This is a genomic window from Psychrobacter sp. AT9, assembly GCF_047272965.1.
Lineage (GTDB): Bacteria > Pseudomonadota > Gammaproteobacteria > Pseudomonadales > Moraxellaceae > Psychrobacter > Psychrobacter glaciei.
In genome coordinates this window covers 1,691,920-1,714,201 of record NZ_JBKOTW010000001.1, presented here as the reverse complement: position 1 = coordinate 1,714,201, position 22,282 = coordinate 1,691,920, and the positions used below count along the sequence as shown (strand labels likewise).

11 protein-coding genes, 1 tRNA gene and 1 pseudogene are annotated in these 22,282 nt (G+C 41.4%); 5 read left to right on the top strand and 8 right to left on the bottom strand.

What is annotated here, in order from left to right; all coding sequences use genetic code 11:
* Positions 1 to 4 precede the first annotated feature (4 nt).
* The 3 genes from recD to ACMFL8_RS07210 all read right to left on the bottom strand — a co-directional run bounded on the left by recD (position 5) and on the right by ACMFL8_RS07210 (position 11,386).
* The gene (gene recD, locus ACMFL8_RS07220) at positions 5 to 2,215 is read right to left on the bottom strand and encodes an exodeoxyribonuclease V subunit alpha (RefSeq protein ID WP_413190541.1); all 2,211 of its coding nucleotides are present in this window, start codon (positions 2,213 to 2,215) and stop codon (positions 5 to 7) included.
* A 74-nt stretch (positions 2,216 to 2,289) separates the two neighbouring features.
* The gene (locus ACMFL8_RS07215) at positions 2,290 to 6,816 is read right to left on the bottom strand and encodes a UvrD-helicase domain-containing protein (protein ID WP_413190540.1); all 4,527 of its coding nucleotides are present in this window, start codon (positions 6,814 to 6,816) and stop codon (positions 2,290 to 2,292) included.
* A 70-nt stretch (positions 6,817 to 6,886) separates the two neighbouring features.
* Positions 6,887 to 11,386 (bottom strand): exodeoxyribonuclease V subunit gamma, encoded by a 4,500-nt coding sequence (locus ACMFL8_RS07210; protein WP_413190539.1) that lies wholly within the window; start codon positions 11,384 to 11,386, stop codon positions 6,887 to 6,889.
* A gap of 440 nt (positions 11,387 to 11,826) precedes the next feature.
* On the opposite strand from ACMFL8_RS07210, the gene ACMFL8_RS07205 reads away from it, so the two are divergent.
* The 3 genes from ACMFL8_RS07205 to ACMFL8_RS07195 all read left to right on the top strand — a co-directional run bounded on the left by ACMFL8_RS07205 (position 11,827) and on the right by ACMFL8_RS07195 (position 13,398).
* Positions 11,827 to 12,375 carry a hypothetical protein gene (locus ACMFL8_RS07205; protein WP_413190538.1) on the top strand — a complete coding sequence of 183 codons (549 nt, stop codon included), beginning with the start codon at positions 11,827 to 11,829 and terminating at the stop codon, positions 12,373 to 12,375.
* A gap of 79 nt (positions 12,376 to 12,454) precedes the next feature.
* The gene (locus ACMFL8_RS07200) at positions 12,455 to 13,249 is read left to right on the top strand and encodes a hypothetical protein (RefSeq protein ID WP_413190537.1); all 795 of its coding nucleotides are present in this window, start codon (positions 12,455 to 12,457) and stop codon (positions 13,247 to 13,249) included.
* A 73-nt stretch (positions 13,250 to 13,322) separates the two neighbouring features.
* Positions 13,323 to 13,398, top strand: a tRNA-Arg gene (locus ACMFL8_RS07195).
* Positions 13,399 to 13,644: 246 nt separating this feature from the next.
* Here the strand turns inward: ACMFL8_RS07195 and ACMFL8_RS07190 are convergent.
* A complete protein-coding gene (locus ACMFL8_RS07190; RefSeq protein WP_413190536.1) occupies positions 13,645 to 14,187 on the bottom strand; it encodes a hypothetical protein in 543 nt (180 codons plus the stop codon).
* Between the two features lie 468 nt (positions 14,188 to 14,655).
* On the opposite strand from ACMFL8_RS07190, the pseudogene ACMFL8_RS07185 reads away from it, so the two are divergent.
* Positions 14,656 to 14,757: pseudogene (locus ACMFL8_RS07185) on the top strand (IS5/IS1182 family transposase); the annotation flags it as partial.
* A gap of 187 nt (positions 14,758 to 14,944) precedes the next feature.
* Here ACMFL8_RS07185 and ACMFL8_RS07180 read toward each other — a convergent pair.
* The 3 genes from ACMFL8_RS07180 to ACMFL8_RS07170 all read right to left on the bottom strand — a co-directional run bounded on the left by ACMFL8_RS07180 (position 14,945) and on the right by ACMFL8_RS07170 (position 18,284).
* Complete coding sequence (locus tag ACMFL8_RS07180; protein ID WP_413190535.1) at positions 14,945 to 15,883, bottom strand: acetamidase/formamidase family protein; 939 nt, start codon at positions 15,881 to 15,883, stop codon at positions 14,945 to 14,947.
* Between the two features lies 1 nt (position 15,884).
* Complete coding sequence (locus ACMFL8_RS07175) at positions 15,885 to 17,231, bottom strand: APC family permease (protein ID WP_194618427.1); 1,347 nt, start codon at positions 17,229 to 17,231, stop codon at positions 15,885 to 15,887.
* 543 nt (positions 17,232 to 17,774) lie between these two features.
* Positions 17,775 to 18,284: a 2,4'-dihydroxyacetophenone dioxygenase family protein gene (locus tag ACMFL8_RS07170; RefSeq protein WP_194364384.1), complete on the bottom strand. Its 510-nt coding sequence runs from the start codon at positions 18,282 to 18,284 to the stop codon at positions 17,775 to 17,777.
* 378 nt (positions 18,285 to 18,662) lie between these two features.
* Between ACMFL8_RS07170 and ACMFL8_RS07165 the strand changes: the two genes are divergently transcribed.
* The gene (locus ACMFL8_RS07165; RefSeq protein ID WP_413190534.1) at positions 18,663 to 19,406 is read left to right on the top strand and encodes an SDR family NAD(P)-dependent oxidoreductase; all 744 of its coding nucleotides are present in this window, start codon (positions 18,663 to 18,665) and stop codon (positions 19,404 to 19,406) included.
* Positions 19,407 to 19,451: 45 nt separating this feature from the next.
* Here the strand turns inward: ACMFL8_RS07165 and ACMFL8_RS07160 are convergent, their stop codons facing one another.
* Entirely contained in the window at positions 19,452 to 21,701 is a 2,250-nt protein-coding gene (locus ACMFL8_RS07160) for a LuxR C-terminal-related transcriptional regulator (protein WP_413190533.1), read from the bottom strand.
* Between the last annotated feature and the right edge of the window lie 581 nt (positions 21,702 to 22,282).

Sequence of the window (22,282 nt, the reverse complement as noted above, 5' to 3'; positions counted from 1 at the left end):
TCTATTAAAGCTTAGAAAACTGTAATGCCAAGCCCGTATGGCGCTCAGTTGGTGTTTTGACAGCGCGTTCGAAAGCTTGCTTGGTACTATAAATGGTCACTTGCTTCTTAGCACGAGTCACTGCTGTATAGATAAGCTCTTTGCTCAATAATCTTGCATGACTATTATCAAAAGTAATAGCCACATGATCAAACTCAGACCCTTGCGATTTATGAATGGTCATGGCATACGCGGTGGCGATGACTTCTTCATTCAGTAAATTGACCGCAATTCCCTGTGTTTTATTCTCAAAAAACACTTCTAGTCGGCTTCTTTCATCGCCAGTTTGCAAGCAAAAGCCAATGTCACCATTAAACAATCCTAGTTCATAGTTGTTTTGTAGAACCATGACAGGTCGACCATGAAACCATGTGTTTTGACCCAACGGTAGTTTTAGTTCAGCCAGATGCCACTGGGTGAGATAGTTATTAATATAATGATCGCCCCACTCACCATTATGGCCAGCACTCAAAACTCTAAATTTATTAAATGTTTCCATTAATTGAGCTACAGTACTTTTTACTGATTCTGGCATGGATTTTTCTATCGGATTCTTCAGTAAATTTTGAATTTTATTTACGTACGGATTGTAATTATGGGTGATTTTTAATAACAATTTTTTATTGCTTAGGCTATTTTTTTTTTTATCATTTAATATTGACTCCGTTTGCAGCGTATTGACATATTGAAAGCTCAATGCTTTATCTTGTTTTAACAACTTCCAGATGACCTGAGTATCTACCTCTGCTTTATTAATTTGCGAGGCAAGCTTGCCGATACCTGAATCAGCGCTAAATCGCCGGCTTTCGGTTAGCTCTGCATGAATGCCTTGTAGTAGTGGAATACGGCATAGATCAGCCAGTACAGCCCCTGCATCTACCGCTGCTAACTGGTGCGCATCGCCTAATAGTATCAACCTTGCACCTGGTTTTACCGCACTCACAAGATAATTGGCCAACTCAACCCCGAGCATGGATGCTTCATCAACGATGATGATATCTTCCCCTAATGGATTATCAGCATTGTAACGAGGTCTGCCTGTCCGACCAATACCTAACAAGCGATGAATGGTTTTTGCTTCTTGCAACTGTAGCTTAACATCTGCTGCATCTAAAGCTGCCTGTAAAGACTCCTGCATTCTCTGAGCAGCCTTACCAGTCGGTGCTGCCAATGCCAGACTGGCACTGTCCGTACTGAATCTAATATTTTCAGCCTCCTCTCCCCCACTCTCTGTCGCTTGTTGCAGCGCAATGACCAATTGAGCCACGGTGTATGTTTTACCTGTGCCTGGGCCACCAGTAATAATACTAAACGCATTATTATTAGCGACATTGATCGCTTTCACTTGGTGTTCATGAAGGTTTTCAGGTATTGCTATCTGTAAAGGGCTTACTTGCTGACTTAAGATATTATTGATATTTTTCGCTAAATTAAATTCCGCTTGCCAAGCACGGTGTAACCAAAAGGTGAACGATATTTTCGTTTCATTATCTGTTTTGATTTTTTGCATTTGGTATATGATAGGTTTATTTTTGCTTAGGCTATTTTTATTATTATTACTATCAGTATTCGCATCAACATTAGCAAATAAAGTATTCTCATGAATTGACTGAACGAAAGCAACTGAGTCACTATTTTTCAAACGCTGATATAACGTAGCTATTGCATCAAACCGTTTGACCATCATCTCTTTTTCATGGTTGCTAAGTGCTAGCTGCGCCCATAGCTGGGCTCGTTTACTAAACAAAGTATCTAATGAGCCAAATAATGACAGCTCAATTGAAGAGTCGTCTTCTGATGGCGTATCTATTTGAGCATCCATCAATGCGAGTATCGGCGTTGCCATCATCTCTAGTAAGTTTTGCTGCCACGCATATAGTGCGACCAACTCACCATTGATTTGACCTTGTAGCGGTGTGTCATGCTCAGCTGCCTCAATGGTCAATACGGTATGGCCCTCCTCCAAATGAGTGGCCAACATAATGAATAGAGCCGTAAATAAGCCGTTATCCTCTGTCTTACCGATATGTTTACTCTCAGCCTCTACCTTTATATCTGTCACGTTATATGCTACATGCGTTTGCTGACTGCGCAGCAAAATATAATCACTGAGATTACTGGCCCAGCTCTCTTGTAAGCTGATGGCTGACTTGTTCTTATTGTTATTATTACTCATCGTGTTCTGGTCTCTTTTTAATCTGATTAAATGTTATAACAATTTTTGCTCATTTAAGTGTTATATAAAGTTTATTAATCCGGCAGGCCAAATAGTGCGTCTAAACCTTTAATAAAGTCGATGGGAATATTCCAAGTGACCAATCCATAGCAGTTATGATTCTCTAAGTTGTTACTGCTAGGCTTATTATTATCTTTAGATGTAGAGTCAGCGATCTTAGCATTTGGATCATACACACCTCTCAAAAACACGTACTCTACAGCGCCTAAGTACTTATCTTCGTTACCTGTATAATCACTGATTCTCATGGCAAGGAACCGATGTAATGCCACTTGATAAATCGCTGCTTGTAGCCAATACCCCGCTTTAGACATTGCTTGTTTGAGCGTATTTTCATTATAATCGCTTAGGCTATTTCCTAAAAAGTTGCTCTTATAATCGACCACATAATACTTGCCAGCATGCTCATACACTAAGTCAATCTCACCACGCAGATAACGATATAGATGTGCCTTGTTTTGCGGAACTAGAGTGACATGCTTATCTATCTCATCAGGTAAATACTGTTGAAAAAGCCTACTGATATCCTGGGCTTTGAAGTTCTCTGACAACCCCATATTGAACTCTAACTCAGCAAATCGCTTACCTTTATCAAGAGAAATCAAGGATTGATTAGAAGATAATAGCGGCGCATGTAGCACCTCTTCAATCCAATTAATTAATGCCTCATGCTTCGTTGTATCTATTGACTCAAGATCAAACCCATCGCTATTTCTTTGTTTGTTGCCTTGCGATCTGCGGCTCTGTTGTTCAGCACTGCTATATATAAGCGGCAACTGATAGCTACTAATCGCTCTATCAATAACCTGAGGCCACTGGGCTTTATTGGTAAAGTCTATTTGTTCAAATATCTCATGCAAGAACGTACCGGCATTAGCACCCTTTACAAAGGTAAAGCGGATATCATCTTCTGACTTGAGGCTTAGCTCACTGTCTTGTTCGAGAGACTCTTTACTATTCAGTGAAGAGAGGTCTGAAACAGAAGACTCTGTCATATCAATGTCTATCGCATCATCAATACGCTCATCCACTATCGCCATTGCTTGTGTAGATTCATCTAGCTGACGTGCCAAAGCCGTAAAGCTGGTCTTAGCCCAACCATAAAAATAATTGGTTTTCATCACCTCAGCAAAGGGCGCGTACTCAATAGCCTCTGTTGTAGGCTTATGAGCACTTGATTTGGTTGCGGCTAGCTGAGCACTGTCATTTACGCCTGCTGAGTTGGCGTAATTATTGTCATAAAACTCATTAACCTTATACCCTCTGAGCATGCCTACGATGCCTTTGAGCCTATCTGGTAGCTCGAACTTTGCTTCTGGCGATTCAAACCAATAAAACACTGGCTTTAGCTCAAACCCTGTCTTGTTACTCGGATCTCGCAGCACAACATAAAGCTGCTCACTGGCTCGAGTAAATGCCACATAACCAAGCCGTCTTATCTCATCAAAACCCTCCTGTGTCTCGATATCGGTATAGTAACCCTCATCCGTGGCAGAGCCTTGCAATGGTGAGAAGCGGCGCTGATTTCCTGTTGATTGACTGTCTATCGACTGCTGTACTTCTATCGACTGCCGCACTAGCGCTGAAGGCGCTTGTTGCGCGTTATATAGATACAGCCCATAGTCTTCCTTATTCCCAGATTTCCTACTGGCATCACCCATTCCCAATACATAGACAATAGGGAACTCAAGCCCTTTTGACTTATGAATGGTCATCAGTTGCACGCCAGATTCTGTCGGTAGCGGATATTGCTTAGCCCAATCACTATTAGGCGCTGCATCTATATGCTGCCTGAACCACGCCAGTAGCTCATGCTCACCCATACCGAGGCCGTACTGCGCCAAGATATCCATCACATGACGCAAGTCCATGATATGACGATCGCCTTCTGGATGAGCAGCTAGGGCTTGCCATACGCCTTGCGGCTGCACAGGGCTTTTATCTAATAAATAATGTAGCGCCGATAATATGCCAAAGTGCTGCCAACGCTGTGCACCTTCTTTTAAATAGGTAATAAAGTCTTGATAGCTCTTTTTATTATCAGTTGTTTCATTAACTGATGTGTCTTTCGAATTAGAGTTTTGTGAATGGAAGCTTGTTGTACTGCTGCCCTCAGTAATGCCTGACTCATGGTCCGTCATCATGGCTTTGATGTTTTTAATACTCAGTCCATATAGATGACTGGTCAACACCCGATTAATCATGTCATGACGATATGGGTATAGCATGGCACTTAGTAGCGCCGCCACATCTTCTGCCATGATAGTCTCAAAGATGCTGACATCACTGGTAGTCAAGGTCGGCACATTAAGTTTTACCAGCTCATCTTCAACGCGTTTCAGATCTTTTTTAGCACGTGCTAGCACCCCAATATCACTCGGCTGAATCGGCTTACCTTTAAGTGTCTGACCACTATTAAGCAAAGTGGCTATATGGCGAGCTGTTATCTCATGTTCATCGTAATCAAACTCTTTGTCCTTGTCATAAGGCAGGTGCAATAAGCTTACTGGCTGAGCAGAAAGCACCTCTGTCACCAGTACATCATCTAGACTATTTGACGCATTAAACCAAGACAGCTCATATTCCGGTTTTGCCGCTTTGATATGTTGGTAGTGAATACCAGTACCCAACTGCGACAGCCTATTCTCAGCAGTTGTGGCGTCAGCCATACCAAACCAGCAGTTCAATGCGTTAATCACACCCGCATTAGAACGGCGATTGATATCTAGTGTCCAAAGCGTACTCTTGTCAAATTGGGCTTTCATATAATTATAGTTGGCCACATCGCCACCACGAAACCCATAAATAGCCTGTTTGGGATCACCAACCAATAGCAGAAATTCATGATTGGCTTTCTTAGTGGTTGATTGCTTGTCACTGTCCGACTGTTTACGCTTATTCTTTGGCAAGTAGATGCTTTCAATCATAATGGCTTGCTCGCCATTGATATCTTGCGACTCGTCAATCAATGCCACAGGATAATGATGACGAATATAACGCGCCAGCTTATCTCCTTGACGACCAGTTAATGCTTGGTTTAAGCGTACCATCTGCAAACTAAAGGTCGTCTCGCCGCGCTCTTCCAAAATGACTGGTAGCCTATTGCGCACAGCCAGCACAATATGACGGTTAAGATTGGCTAATACCAACAAAATATGCTGATTTAAACTATCAAGCATGTCTAAGATAGCCATTAACTTACTAATGGTCTCTAACTCAAAAAGCGTCTGGTGCTCTTTTTCTTTATTCTTATTAAAGTTCTTGATTTTGCCATCTTCATCTGGATATCTGGCATCTTGCAATGATGTCAAAATCTTATTCTCGCTCTCATTTAAATAGCTATTAAATGTCAGCTGATACTCTGATATCTTTTGATGCACTTCAATAATGGCATCAAACTGTTTGGTTAAATTAGAACCACCACGAAATCCTTGAGACTTTCTATAATCAGGATTTAAGTAAGGCTGAATATCGGCTAAATCTAACTGAGAAAACTCATTGATTAGCTTTTCGTATGTATCAAAATCAAAGCTTTTCTCATGCCTTATCTCGTCAATCGGCGCAGAGATAAAATTAAGCGAGCGCGTCACATACTTTTTATGATCGCCAACTGCAGTCAGCTTACCTTGCTGATCCATTAGCGCGTAAAGTTTAGGCTGCTTATAATACAAACGGCTTTGAAACTGACGCAGCTCATCATGGATAATACTGTCAGTCACCTGTTCAATACTGCTGTCTTCAATAATCCCCATACCCTGCTGGTGACCAGTTTCGCTGCTGTACTCTGTCAGCCACTTTTGCGCCAAGCTATCGAGCGTGCCTACAAATAGCTTATCCAATGTGGTTAGTACCAGTGCCGTACGCCTGATAGCTTCCGCCATGGGGTAACTGTACACGTGATCTAGCAAATAACCGACAAGATGCAAGTTAATAGGATCTTGCATGATGCCATCTAAGCGCACATATTTGGCCTGATTAACCAGCCAATCTTCACGATCTTTCTTTGCTTGTTTACGTTTCTCTACCGCCACTTGCTTATCAGCAGCAAGGTCTTGATTTAAATCGTCAATACCTGTCTCAACGTTTGCGTCTACGTCTGAATTACTGCCTGCTTTTGTATCTTTATTACCCTCAGGCATGACTTGTAGTATGTTGGGATAGAGACTCTCTTTATTGCTAGTATCAGCACTTAGGCTATTGACCCATTGTAATAACTGATAGAAATCTACCAAACGATCGTGGATACGCTGACGCATTTCGGCAGCGGCAGCTCGAGTAAAAGTCGTGGCGATGATCTGCTCTGGCGCACGTCGCGCCTCAATCAGTATGCGCAGCACGATACCAGTCAGCGTCCAAGTTTTGCCAGTACCCGCTGAGGCTTCGATTAAGTGCTTGCCCGTTAGGTCAACATCGACTGCCGGTATGACATCAGCTTTACGTTCAGAAACAGCAGACGAAGGCAGCTCATCTGAATATTCATCAAATAAATTCGGTTGTGTAGACGAGTCAATGGTATTAGCTGGTTCGATGAAGTCTGTCATATGGGCGCATACTTTTAATTATTATTTATTAGGGCGTATCTTCAATTCACTCGATAGTTATCTAAATGGGCTAACCATCTAAGTTAGTTAACGCATTAAACATCGGCTCATACAGTGGCTGCGCTAATGTAGTCAGAGCTGCTGACAAAGCCTTAAACGCATCTTGGTCACGCAGTACATATTGCCAAATTGCATGCTGCGAACAAGTATCATATACCGTATCTGAATTGTAGTTAGGTCTTAACCAGTCTGAGAAGTCGGCACGTTTTGGCCAATAGCTATTACCGGCACCTTCTTCAGGCTTTAGATACTTATCAAGGTAATTAAGTGCATATTCTGGCAGTAACGTAATAGGTACTTGACCCGTTAACTTACCAAAAATAGCCCATTTTATCAGCTCAATTACTGCGTCTTCATACACGATCGGGCTTAGTTTAAATGCGATTACATCTTTATAGTTACTAACTTGCGAGCTGGGCTTATTAAAGCGCCAAATACTCACGCCATCATTTAATACCACTTGCTCGGCAGTGGTACGTCTGGCCACTTGCCAATACAAATGTGACAACCAAAACTTAAGTAAATGCCTAGGGCTGGCAGAATTGGGCAATATGTTTAACCATTGCTTAGGCGATTGCTGAGCATAAGGCACGCCTGCCTGAATATGAGAGTGACTGTTATGCGCATCTGTCGGCACTGATATTGGTGCTAATATTGGTACTGAGCCCTTTATCTTAATAACTTTCGGCAGCAGCTTAAGCAGTGTCTCTATATCCTCTATATTCGTCTGATTGCTTGACTCATTATCCATGCTACTCAGTATATTTTTTAGCTCTATCTGAACAGGGTGCTCGGCGGTTGGTGTCAGTAGCTGTAATACTGTAGCGCTATCTGCTCCACTCTCGTTGAGAATACTGCTCTCATCAAAGCCATTAGCAATTAATTGTTCTTTGAACTCCAAGCATTGTTGTTGCAGTTTCTTTTGTTGATTGGGTAGCGTGGTCTGGCGAGCGACACCAGCAGGCATAATTTTTTGATACATCAGAATTGGAGTGGTACTTTCAGCCTTTATATGACCGCTATCTGCCTCAGTCTTATCAGCGACCAACTGCTTGATCAAATGGTCTTTGATTTTATAGGTAGTCAAACTGTCTAAAAATAATGGCTCTTGATGCGACAGAGCTTCTTCACCTTGTACCACATGCACCTTTTGGGTACGCAAAAAAGCTTTGGCAGGATGGCGTACTTGGTAAGCCAATACCCCTTCAATGTCTATCTCTCCAATATTAAATACGCTATCAGATAAAGCTTGGATGAGCGCCTCTGTCATGCTACTAACATTGCTAGTATCAACAACTGTATCTAGCGCTAGCATATCAGCCAATGTAGACAAGGTTTGATTGTCTACTTGACCTAGCTGACCCAAGCCTTGGCCAAGCACCTGAGCGATTGACTCATACTGCGCCTTCGTGGGTAAGCCCACCAGTTGCATAGGCACACTAGATACTCGCCCTTTCAATGTATCAAACACCGCTTGCCAAAGCGGCGCAGGCGGAAATTGCTTTTTCTGAGCCAGCTTGGTTTTGCGCATGGCTGTATTTAGTAAAGTATCCAGCTCATCAATCATATCGACAGGGCTAGAATCCTGAGCATTGATATTAATGTTGGCATTAGCATTGTCATCAATATCAGTGCCTTCGATTGCCGTTTCAAACAGACTCTCATGAAAAGGTAGTGCAGGATGCTCAGTCACTAGCCACTGCTTAATCAATTTAGGCAAATAGCGTTTGAGACTTTCGGTGGTAGGATCAATATTCTCAGGCAACGTTTCAAGCGAGTTCACCTGCCATTGCACCTCACCTTGTAGGAATTGCAATAGCTCGCTCACTGGGTTGGCAGGCAGATGCTCATGCGTGTCCGTCAAGCTTTGGCCGTTGTAGAACATCCAACATGCACTGCGCGCGCATAGCAGTGCATCTAAAAATGCGCCGTTGTCATCATCTTCGCTGACTCTGTCACCGCGGCGGGCATTGGTCGCTTTCATCAAATCATAGCGGTTATCACGATCACGCCCTGGGAACTCAGAGAGATCCATATTGAGCATCACCACTAGCTCAAATGGCACGTTTCTTAGTGCACCAAATCGACCAAAGGTAATTACTCCAGTTGGCTCCGCACTGACCTGCTGACTTTCAAGCTCGTTTTCGATACTGTCTAGCATAAAGCTCAGCTTGAGCGGCAACTGCTCCACACCTGCCAGCCTTTGCTCTACTTCTCTGTTGTCGACATCACCACTAGCGTACTGCCTATAGTGACGATTGGCTCGCAGACTTGATTTAAAACCATTCATCGCGTTGTAAATAGCGCGCATGGTACGCGTTTGGTCCACATCGCCAAAGTAGCGATGGATAACTTGTGTCTCAATCTGATCGAGCCAGTCTTCCGCTTTCATTTTTTGTGTATGATCATCACGTCGTGCGACCAAGCCGGTATAAATACGGCAAAGCGCTTCAACAATCAGCGCATCATTTAGGCTGACTTGTGGTAGCGGCAAGGTCATTTCTGGTAAAGCTGTACTTGGCCATTCATCGTCATTTAGAGCATATAAGCAGTCGCTCAACTCAGCCTCTGGCATGATCAGACCTAAAGTTAATCTGTCTAACGCTTGCGCAAAGCTAAAGCGATAGTCGTAATCATTACTGTCTAAAGTTTGCTTAAGATGCAGCTCATCAAACCCACGGATAAATCCTGCCTCTACCAACAAGTCACAACCACGACTCATCTGCTCATGAGTCAGCCCAAAGCTTTCAAATAAAGGCGGTAACATGAGCCAGTCTAAAACTTCAGCGGCTTCAAAACGGGCGCTATGGCTACCTAATAATTTGTAAAAACCAATAATGGCTTCCCATAACTGGCGAATGTCCGCATCAACAACACCAGTCACTTTGGCAGGCAAAGTCAAACCGTCTTGACCCTTACCATTGACGAAGATAGAACCAATCAATGCATGATGACGCTCAACATCGGGTAGCAACACCACAATGTCAGAGATATGGCGTTTCTTTTCACCAAGTTTGATAGGTTCGTTCAACCAACGGCCGATCATAATACGCAACACTTCAAGCTGACGCTGCAAACTATGACACGAATGAATGCTTAGGCTATTATCTTGCGAAGATATTGCCCAAAAACGGTCTTTTTCAAAGCGCTTATTCTCTAACGCTTCATCTTCATACCAAGCCGTTGCTGGCTTCTCTTCATCAAAGCTTGGCTCTAGTTGCTTACTTACTGCTTGCGACACTGTAGCGGCCGTTGCTTGCTGGGTCGATTGCTCATCAAGCATCAGCACATCGTTCTGCAAACGCTTTAACAAACTTGGACTATTCTGAGCGCTACTAGCATCATCGATGTACTCAGCAGCAAACTCATCATTAAAATCAATGCTCAGCGTATCATCAAAATTATCTTGCCATTCAACCAGTGCATCGTCGTACTGCTCATTACCAGACAAGTTAGCAAGCATCGCAAACGCATCACGCGATTGCTTACCCAAACGTGATAGCAAACTGTGGCCGTAATCACGCAGAAACACACTTTCAGGGTTAATAATCTGCTGACGCTGTAACCATGATTTATCGACGATATCTGCCCAAAATAGCTTTGATGGATTGTAATGCAATAGCGTGATATTCATGTATTGCGACAGGCGCTGTAGAAAGTCTAACTCGGTCTGTGGCAGTTGCTGGATAGTAAAGATACGCAGTATGGTTGGCAACTGGTCACGCTCATTTGCCTTGTTATTTTTTAAGGCCGACCAGAATGCGCGCTCCAGTGCCACACGGTGTAGATGAACATCAGCAAACAAATGCGCCCATAAGAATCGTTGGGCAACTTCCAACTCAACATAATGCTCGACCAACCACCCAGGCGTGCCGCGCGCATACTTATCAAAGCGCAGTGACAGTGCATCTTTATCTGCTATCAACTCATCTACATTCAGCGGCTCGTTGTGCGACCATAGCGACAACCAATCCTCACGATGGGTCAAATAGCGGTTAAACACCCTCGCCAAATCACTTGCCAGCTGCCAAATACGGGCATCTTGTTGTGCCTTATCCTGTCGCACATTGTCCTGCTGAGCATCTGCCTGCGGTTCATCAATCAAAGACGCCAGTAGTGGATTGACTGGATGCTTCTCATCTTTAACAATCGACTCTTGATAGTAAGTCAAATACCCAAACAATCGCCATTGCATTACTGTCGGTGACAACACCGCCACTTCGGGCACGTTTAGAGTTGTCGCTTCAGGGTTTTGCCCCAGTAAGTACGCATTATGGCGACTCAATACATCTTGCATCAGCGTCCATTGATACTGACCCCAGAACTTAGTACGCACCAATGTACTAATACCAGCGCGACTGGCAATGGTCTTATCCAACCAATCGCCCAATACCATTGAGGGTACAATGACAATAAAAGGCTCAAAGACAGGCTGATCCTTGGACTGATATTGTACAAGCAATTGATCTACAAGGTTTTCGGTACGGTGCGACTGAATAATAGTGAACATAGACAATAATCTGATTGGAATAAGGGTGAGATACTAGGATTGATAAAAAAGGCTTAATTTATAGATGGGATGTCTGTATCCAATTTCAAAATCTCTATAAAACGTCCAGACAAAACAAAAATCAATACTCATCAATCCATGTTTGATGGTCGTTACTGTTATGCATTTCTGCTAGCATGAGGGCCATAAACAAAAACAACCATAGTAGCAAATTCTACATATCCATTGATGACGTTGACATGCCGAATTCGCTATCAGTGTGCCATTGATGGTTATCGTTTACTAGTGTGGATGCCGACATTATAATAAGCTTGCGACATTTAGTGTCGTTTTATACTATCATTCATATTTACTATGAAATAATTTCATTGCGGTTTTTAAATTGGCATTTACAACCTGTATATAAATAACACTTTCTATTGACGAGATTACTTAATATTATGCCATTGCGTCCCATTGATGCCATTTTTGTCCATCCAAAACAACGCTTATACGTCGTGTATTATCGCGGTGAGTTGTGGCAATTGCCACGTATGAAAATCGATGACAGATCATGGCAGAACAGACGACCCTATAAGGATGATAGTAGCTCACTTTATCTGAGTATTCATCAAGCTATCAGCGATCCTCTACTTGCGCAGAAATTGAGAACGCTAGATCTACCTGTGGCGGTACGTGGTAGCACGTTGCCACGTTTTGAAGCATGGTGGGAGGCACATGGGTTTAAATGGTTAAAAGACAGACTATTAACAGGTGAATCACCATTAGCAGCGCATACTGAGACAGGCGCTATCAACAATGGCGAAACTGACTCTACTGCACCGCTAAACAGCAAGTCACCCTCAGTCGATAACAAGAGCGCTGGACAGCAGAGCCGTGTGCAAAATAGCGATACTAAAAAAGCACGCAAACAAAATGATAACTTGCAAGCAAAAGATGTATTTGCTGATATGCTGGCAGACTTGGTAGAGGAAGTGTTGTATAAATAGCTTTATATTTAGCAGAAAATCACTCACTATATGCCATTTGAAGATTTAATTAAATCCACTAAAACAAGAACGATAATATATGAAAGACTACAAGCTGCTATTGGCTGGCCTGCTTTTGCTGCTGCTGATTATACTTATCGCTGTCTTTACTTGGCTGTGGAGTAGCAATCGTAAAAACATAGACCCGCTGCCCATTATGGCAAGCGAGAATGAGCCAATGGCTGGGGCAACTGAAGACGATGCTAAAACTACCACCGATAGCACTTTGTATTTGCAAGTAGAGGACAGTTTGCAAACCCCACTAGACCATGTTATCGCTCGCTTTAAAACCCGCTATCCGCATGTGCAGGTGTTGGCAAGCTATGTACCTTCGAGAGCGCTTTTGATTTTTCCAGAGGGCGATACTAATGGCACGTCTGTTATCAACAATACCGATATAATTATTGCTGATGATGGCTTGTCAGCCGAGCGACTGTCACCCTTACAGACCCAGATCGACGTCGAGCAGGGCAAGCACAACCAGCGCAAAGCTAAGACTGATAGTACCGCTCAAGATAACTCTGATAGCGTGAAAGCAAATAAAATTGCGGTAACGGATAATACTGAAGCACGTCGCCTGAATTCTTTCAGCTATGCGTTAAAAGACGAGCATGCGCTTGATGGCGTTATTTTGACACACAACCCTACAGCGATCGGCTTTCGTAACTTTTTACTTTCGAGTGTAGGGCAAGACATATTGAAGAAATATGATTATGAAAACATCAGTGGCTATAAAAACAGTGTAAATGACTTGTTCAAACCAACATCACGGGCAAAAAAAGCAACAGGCAACAACCCAGTAGATGTCTCTGATGCCCTGAGCAACAGCGAATAAATTTAAATTGTCTCTATTTGTCTTTTCTTCATTGCTTTTGTACAGGCTTTTTTTTACAATAGCACTCCATAATGCGCCTATAGCTCAACAGGATAGAGCAGTTGCCTCCTAAGCGATCGATCCGAGTTCGAGTCTTGGTGGGCGCACCAACGAATATTATCAGAAGCAATCAAAAGACCCCATAGCTTATACGCTGTGGGGTCTTTTGATTGCTTCTATATTACATCCTAACTTTATATAACTTACTGTACCTTTGCATAACAGCATTTTAAAGGTATTCTAGCAGGTATCTGCAAATACTGAACCGCTCCGAGTATATCGGAGGCTGATTTACTTGAGTCAGGCATCGATGCCTAACAGGGTTAAATTATCATAATACCGTTTTTCGAACTCAATTAGTGTTTCGGCTGTATATGTATAGTGGACGAAAAGCTTTTATTTTTAACCACTACACCTTTGGGTGCTAATGGCTCAAAGTCTTGATTAAATATCGCCCCATCTTCTGCAGGGATAATATACTGAGCTATGTAATTAGTGCCTCTGTCATCTTGAATATCAGCAAACGAGGCATAGTATTTGTTGTATTTTCCGGCATCTACAAGCTTACTTTCAACTGGCTTTATAAATTTACCATGAATCAACTCAAGAGGATTAGTAGAACCGTGCTCGCGCGCTATAAACCAATATTTTCTATATGACTCTAAATTAAGGCTTGAAATATCTACCTCAGCCAAATCGATCCAGTTAGCGCATTGCTGCTCAAACATTTTCGAACGTAAATCCTCTCCTTCAAGCCAAGCAATAGCCATGTTTGTAGCACGCTTGATTAAATGATCTTCAATCATGGCATTACTACCGCCATCGCTAAAATCGATCATCTCTTTAGCAAACTCTAGTGAAAGCTTTTCAACATCCGCCCGATCAAATCTTTTTATCATTTATTTTTATTCCTAAGATTATTTATCGAAACACCCTAAATTTGGTTGGAATCCGCCACGCTACAAAATATATCATCAACTGTTGTCAAGGGTCAAGCAGTAACAATCTTTTGAAAATATTAGTAATGTTCGGGCCTCAAAAATCATCTGAAGGTAGGTCTATGTTGGTTACTTTCTAGCATCACTATGAATAAATAGATTGTCCTTATTTGACATAAGAAATTTTTGAGTTGGTTTTAATTTAATATTTTTCGTTGTATTATATTAAATAGTGAATGATATTCATGTTTTTATAAAATGAGTTGGGAGTCAAAGCTTTTGATTTCAAGGCACTTAGAACCTAAAAGTCCATTAAAAACACAAAAGCAATTCATCATCCTCAAAACACAAAAAAGCCTTTCAAGCTTTATACTTCATAGCTTGAAAGGCTTTTTCGATCACATGTTTTTATCTGGGTAAGGATCTTAATATGGGGGTTTGAAAAACTACAGCGTAGTTGCAACTAGATTTGATAAGCTTAAGCAGAGTTATGAAAATACGGTCGCTCTCGCTTGTGAGAGGTTATGGTAAATAACTTTAGGTAGAAGGATAGTCATGACAGATATAAGACACTTATTTAATGATAATTAAGCTGCGTATCACTCTTTGAGCCGGTAGTGAGAAGTCAATTGCTTTTTAACAGATGATATACGCTAGATGGCGTATTCAATCATAGCCAAATAGTAAATCCGGCCAAGATTGAATAATTCACTGAAATCTACATAGCTTTGAGACTATGTGACTTAAAAATTGATTTAGGAATGTAAAATGATACTACCCAGTTCGGCTGATCAACGATTTCACTGATTTTTAGCTGTCCGGCTACGCTGCACAGGGCATAAGCTAACTCTTCGTCCATACCAGCTTTTTTATTCAGCCGATCAATCATGAAGCGAACGGCATTTTTCGCACCTTCCATAAGGTCTGGGCCCACTCCTGTGGTAACAATATACCCCTCATTATGGTTATCGCTGGCAACAGCGGGCATATCAAACATGGGGGCAGGAATACTATCGCCCTTATGCAGTCTGATTGTCGCTGTAGCTGCCATCCGCGTTTCAACCGCAGTGCCACATACCTCTCCATCTCCCTGACATGCATGTGTATCGCCAATGCTAAGAAGGCCGCCTGGCACCTGAACTGGTAAGTAGAGCTTAGACCCCTTTACTAGATCGCGAATATCTAGATTTCCGCCACATATGCGCGGAGGAACAATGGAGTGCGCACCAGGCTCAGCAGGTGCTAATCCGATAGTCCCTGCAAATGGTCGGAAAGGAATAACGACATCATCATGAAAATATACTGATTCATTATCATACTCTGAAATTTTCAACCATGGCTTTGTAAACTCTTCAGACAGCAAACCAAAACTAGGTATTATTCCTGTCCATCCCCAGCCACCAGGTTCGAAATCTAAAAGCTCAATTTCGATAACGTCACCTGGTTCAGAATCTTCAATAAACAGTGGGCCACAGACAGGATTTAAAGCATCCATAGGCAATCGAGTAAGAATCTCAGCCTTGCTGTCACGAGTAATCAACCCTCCGCTAGCATCGAGAATATCGAATCGTCGGGTATCACCGGAACTTATAGTTTCAACAGGCTTAAGATCATGATCAAAACAATGATGAAAATCGTGAATCGTCTTGAATTTCATATTAAATCTCCATATTGACTTGGCGGCCACGCATTTTTGCCAAATAATAAATGCCAACGCCTATTGCAGCCCAGATGGCACCAATAATAATAGTATAGCTTTCAAAGCCACTCCATATGTATCCCACAACAGCCATGCCAAGCAATGGGCTCAAAATATGTAGAAAGAAGTTATAAGACTTTTTCTTAAGCACAAAGTAATAGATGGTACTAATATTTAGGATCAAGAAGGCTGTTAAAGCACCAATAGTGACAATAGATGTCAGCAGAGCAAGATGAGACATAAAAGCAATCGCAACCACAATAGATATCACGCTTACCAACAGCGTGCTGACATATGGTGTCTTGTAGCGGGAATGCACACGAGAAAGTGCCGATGGCAACAGGCGATCACGTCCCATACTGTAAAGAATACGCGCTGTTGCGATCTGCGCGACTAGTGAGTCCGCGATACCCCAAGCAATCGCTGTCGTTGCTGCTGTCAGCACTCCCAACCATTCGCCACCAGCGATACGAGCCGTTTCATAAAATGCAGTATCAAGGTTGTTGAACTGTTCTGGATCAGGTTGTATCAAGGCCGCAATCCACGTTTGAGCAATAAATAAGCCACCAATAATAAACAGCACTAGGAAAATCGCTTTACTTACTGCCTTACCACCTCCCTTAGCTTCTTCAGCTAGGGTAGAAATACCATCAAAACCAAGGAAACTTAGTACAGCAATAGGTACTGCAGAAATAATTAATCCCATTGAAAAGTTGTCTACATCGTAAACAGGAGCTATCGAAAACATAGCTCCGTTGACATTATTGCTAATGGCAACAACCCCTACTACTAGAAATATTGCAAGAACGATAAGTTCAGCGATTAACATCCAACGATTGAACAATGCAGTGAAGCTGATGCCACGAATATTGACGTAAGTATTAAAGATAACGAAAGCGATGATCAAGAATACTGGTGAAATCGAAGGGAAAATGTCGTGAATAGCAAGTGCGCCTACAACGTAAAGCAATGCAGGTATAAGAACATAGTCCAACAACATAATCCAACCAGCGACAAAACCGACAAAACTGTTGGTTCCTTTAGAAACATACGAATACACAGAACCTGCTACAGGAAACTCTTTAGCCATCTGTGAGTAACTCACAGCAGTAAATAGCATACCTACCAGCCCTATTATATAAGCGGTCACAATCGTACCACCACTGGCACTCATTACGTGCCCGAAGATGCCGAAGGGTGCAATAGGAACAATAAAGATAAGACCGTAGATCACAAGATCTCTTAGCTCTAGTGTTCGTGAAAGTTCCTGCTTGTAGCCAAGACTTTCAAGAGTATTCTCACTCATTGATAAATTCCTTTTATTTGTAACTTCCTTTTTAAGTATTTTAAAATGCTTTTTATTTCTTCGATCAGCAAAGTAATGCTGACTTTTCCTTTAAAATAAGTAAACGCCTCTAAGTCTATGTAGGCTTTTTGGTACATTACTAATTAATTAAGGAGATATTATGTTTTCTATAGACTGTTGTTCTATATTATTTTCTTCCATAACTTTTATTAAAGTCTTGTATAGAAATTTACTTGAAGCTCATACCACAACTTTCCTACTCGTAGTAGCTTGATAGCTTCACGTCTAATATATGACATATTCGAGTAATACTAAGAAAGCGCCTGTTATCTTTGATAAAGGCGTGTTTCGCGAGCTGCTCTTTGTAGAGTTGAATTAACCCTTCTAAGTTGCATATCACTCAGAAGGATTAGTTTATGAAGACCTACTATGGCTTCGCTCTGACTCAAGAGAATGTCTTATTAAGACGATTGTCATTCACGAAGCTAAAATCACAGTATAAATTTTGATGTTTCTCACTATTAGTAGATATCAAATGGGTATTTAGACTGTAGGATTATTCGTAGCTTTATCACTAAAATCATTATTAGCATTTGGCTTAATATAACGCGGCATTTTTTGTCCAGTTTCTTTAGCAACAGTATGTAGCATTTGTTCAATCCAACCAGCATCCATAATAAACATAAGCGAGCCATCCTCATTGAAATTTACATTAGCACCTTCAACCATGATGAACCCCTCTGCACCTTCATCACTTCTGAGTGTATGTGTTGACCCTGCTGGTTCAAACAAATAGCTCCCAGCTGTTTGCACATCATCTGGATACTCCAAATACATCCAAGATCCTGCTGTGGTATAAAAATGTACTATCCCCGTATGAAAATGCTCTGGCAGTTGAGTATTGGGTTCAAAACGGGCGTAAATAACCCATACCCCTGTTTCAGAGTTCAAATAAAAGGGCGTGATATGAACGCCTGGCAAGGCATTTTTTATCTCGCCTTCCTTTTTCATATTTAGCGTCAATAGATAGTCTTGATGGGTGCCGATAGACATAATGCAATTCCTTTTGCGATATACGATTAATAGTCGGAGTCAGCATCAGTTTCCTTCAGATGCTGCTAGTTGTGAACAGGTTAAGCCGTGACTGCACCTAACTCTTGCAGATACTCTATTAGTATATTCGCCTACAACTTGCTGCCAACCACTCAAAAGAATGGTTTTTTATAAACACAATACTGAATACAACCATCCTTTTATTATCAATATTTATGCTAATTTTAATCAATATGACTAGGGCATGTCTGATAGTAGACCCTGACAGAGATATTTAATAACTGTTTAACCTGCTTCATGGTCATATATCAGCAGAGTAAGTTTATTAGCTTATCTAGCGACTTAAGTTATAGGTGTTTAATAAAAGGAATATTTCGTATGGATACGAAAGCATCAGATACATTTTCAAAAGATTTATTTGCTCATAAAGTTGTCGTTGTGACCGGAGCAACTTCAGGAATTGGACAAGCCGTTGCCATTGCCTTTGCACAAAAAGGCGCTAAAGTTTGGGCATTGGGATTAAATAGTAAGGAGGCACAGTATCCACAGCAATTAGATATTGAGTCAGTGGAATTAGATGTCACTAATGAGGATAAAGTCGCCGATTTTTTCAAAAATCTAAATCAGCTTGATGTGCTTTTTAATGGCGCGGGTATTGGCTCAACAACAGAACACGAATTACCTATGTTTAAAAAGGTTGTTGATATTAATTTAACGGCAGTTTTTCATATCAGTGAATGCGCGGCACCACTATTGGCAAAAGCATCTGGTGGTTCTATTATTAACGTCTCATCTATGTATTCTATATTTGGGTCACAACTCACGCCTGCTTACGCATCATCCAAGGGCGCAATCGATCAATTGACTAAATCTCATGCTATCCACCTTGCAAAAGATAACATTCGCGTGAATGCTGTAGCACCCGGCTGGATTGACACTCCTATGATTCAACAGTTAAAAGTATTAGATGGTTTTACCGATGGTATTATGGCAAGAACGCCTCTGGCAAGGTTTGGTAACCCAATAGAAGTGGCTAACGTGGTTTTATTTTTAGCTTCTGATGCAGCCAGTTGGATTACTGGTACCATCGTCAACGTCGATGGTGGCTATTCTATTGTTTAATATGTGAATGCTCTAAAAATAGGTCATGGCCTGTTACGACTTGGCCTATTTTAAAATATACTGTTGATGTGCTTGCGCAACGGCTTGTGTTCGGGAGCGTACTTGTAATTTATGATAAATATTACGTAAATGCCATTTTACGGTGTGAATAGACAAAAAAATCTTATCGGCTATCTGCCCATCACTCAAACCCCTTTCAACCAATAATAATATTTCAATTTCGCGCTCTGATAAAACTATCATACTATTAGGATCACTCTGACTATTACTAGATAGCTGCATAGCACTTTCTATTTGAGATTGCTTATCTTTCAATGAAAAACTACCTTCTCCATAAAAATCACGACCCTCTATTTCTAGTATAGATACTATATATCTTTGGATATCAGACGATACGGCAACCTCATTTCCCTGATACTGACAAAGCTTACTCAACAGCACCAAAATTAGCGGATGCTCATCGAGTATGATTCGATGTGTTTGTGTTGATTTAAATTGTTCCAATGCATCTAATAAGCTCTTATAAGACAGTATAGGCTGATCCAACACGTGATAGGCCATTGCCAACAATAACCTTATGCGGGCATTACGTATCACAAAGGGTAGATCAGCTTTTAGAAGTTGATTCAGCTCCACCACTGCTTGCGCTACTTGCTGACCATTACCCAAAAATATCGCTGTCCGATATGGTAGAAAATCCAGTCCAGTCAATAATTCAGTCAACGTTAAATCACTAAGCTCACCGTCCTCTCTTTTTGCTCGTTTTTTTATTTGATAACCAAGCCGATCGTTCTTATCATCATATTTTCCTGTTACCATTACTGGCATTATTTTTTTCAAATCTTGCTCGTCAACCCATCGCTGTATATCACTGGTTAGCCGAGGGAGCGACCACTCATCCGCTTTGTTATTGGCTTTTGAGAGATCTTGATCACTAATCTCCATCCCTGCTAAACATGCCAGCTTCAATTCTGTCAAAAAACCCAACGTAATCATATCTGTGATAACCATGTTTTCACCTTGGTCGAAATCTCTAAGTGCTTGTCTGGCATCTTCAATACGATTGCACTCATAATAAAAGCTCGCTTTTAAACTGCTTGCCACACTCAGCATCATATCGCGATTACTATCATTGGTCCCTAATTGAGCATAATCTGGACTGATACCAATGCGCTGAAATTTCTTGGTGGCTGATGGTATATCGCCTAATAGCCTGTCACAAGTTGCATCAATACTATCTATATAAGTTAAGCCGTACGGATTATCATCCTTGATATAAAGGGTTCTTGATTGAAAAATTAGCGAATGAGCATGTCTGATGTTGCCATTATTAAGTTGATATAAAGCACAGATGGCCAATAACGGTGCTCTAAAAAAATACGCCTCTAGCGACAGTTGTTGAAGACCTATTTGCGCCAACTGATAAGATTTGGGTAAGTCATCAGCAATAAAAGCAGTCATTGCTGACAGTCCTAACTGCTTATCTTTATGGCTAATAAAAGTTTGGTTGTCATTATCTAACAAATAAAGCTCTTCTTGCTCAAGCACTTTTATATAGCGGGCTGCTTTATAATGTTGACGAGATAGAATCAAACCCCAAATTAAATCATATAGTAAGGCTGGATGTTGACACAGCTGACTATCAGTTAAAGACTCAGTCAGCTCTAACAAACTATAAAGCCGCCCCTCTAGTATCAAATCATGACTGACTGCTGTTAAAGCTGACAAAATCAGTGTGTTATCACCGATTAACTGTGCATGGTAGATCACCTCTAAAAACATACTATTTGTTTGATACCAATCTGCTGCTTTAGAATGAGTGGCAAAATACTTTTCTGGTGCTTGGTTTTGTAGCCTTGTTTGCAGAAACTGTCTCATTAATTGGTGTATGCGAAACCACTGATACTGATCATCTATCGCTTGAATAAAAAGTCCTTGTTGACTTAAATTTTTCAGCAAGACCTGCGCATCAGTTGCACCAGTTAATGCGTGACACAAGCTGGCATTTATTTTTCTCAATACGCTAATGTTTAACAAAAGATTTTGGACATGCGCATCACATTGTAAAAATACCTGCTCCGCTAAGAAATCAGCTATTTGCCGCTGTGCGCCGCTCATTTGATGTACGAGTTGGTATAAATCTTTTTCATTCGTACAGCATAAATTAATGAGCTGTATACCTGTTAGCCAACCCTCCGTTTTATCAATAAGCATTGATACTAATTCGTTATCAATCAAAGTTAAGGTGCTATCAGCATCTACTGTCATCTCTGATAATGACTGATTGGCTGCCATGTAAGGTGTAAGCGTGGTATTTTGTATCAAATTACTGTGTAGGTACTGCTGTAGTATATGCGCATCAAGTGCTGACAAACGCAACTCATGTGCTCTAATAATGTGGACCAATCCTTGTAGTTCACCTTTTGCAAGTGCCCAGTTTGGAAGCGCACGTGAGGCAATAACTAAATGGTAATTACTGGGTAAAAATAGGTATAGCCACCAGATAATATTCAAGCTATCAGGATTGGTTAATACCTCTAGCTCATCAATAAATAATGTATGGGAAGTTGTCGTATTAAGCTGAGACAGTAAATGATGAATATGACTTTTTGTTACTCTGTCTTCTACTAATAATTGTGCATCAGATTTCTGAGTCAATATTGTCCACAGGTATTGGTACAGACGTATAGGGTCGTTGTCATCGTTATCTAGAGTTAGCCAACCAACCGTGAGATGACGTATCTCTAGCTGTTCACTCTGCTGTACCATAACAGTAGTTTTGCCATACCCTGCAGCGGCTTGTATCAAAACCAACCGATGAGTATTATCTCCAAATAACTGATGCAGTAGTTTGGGGCGCTCAAGCAGCCTGACTT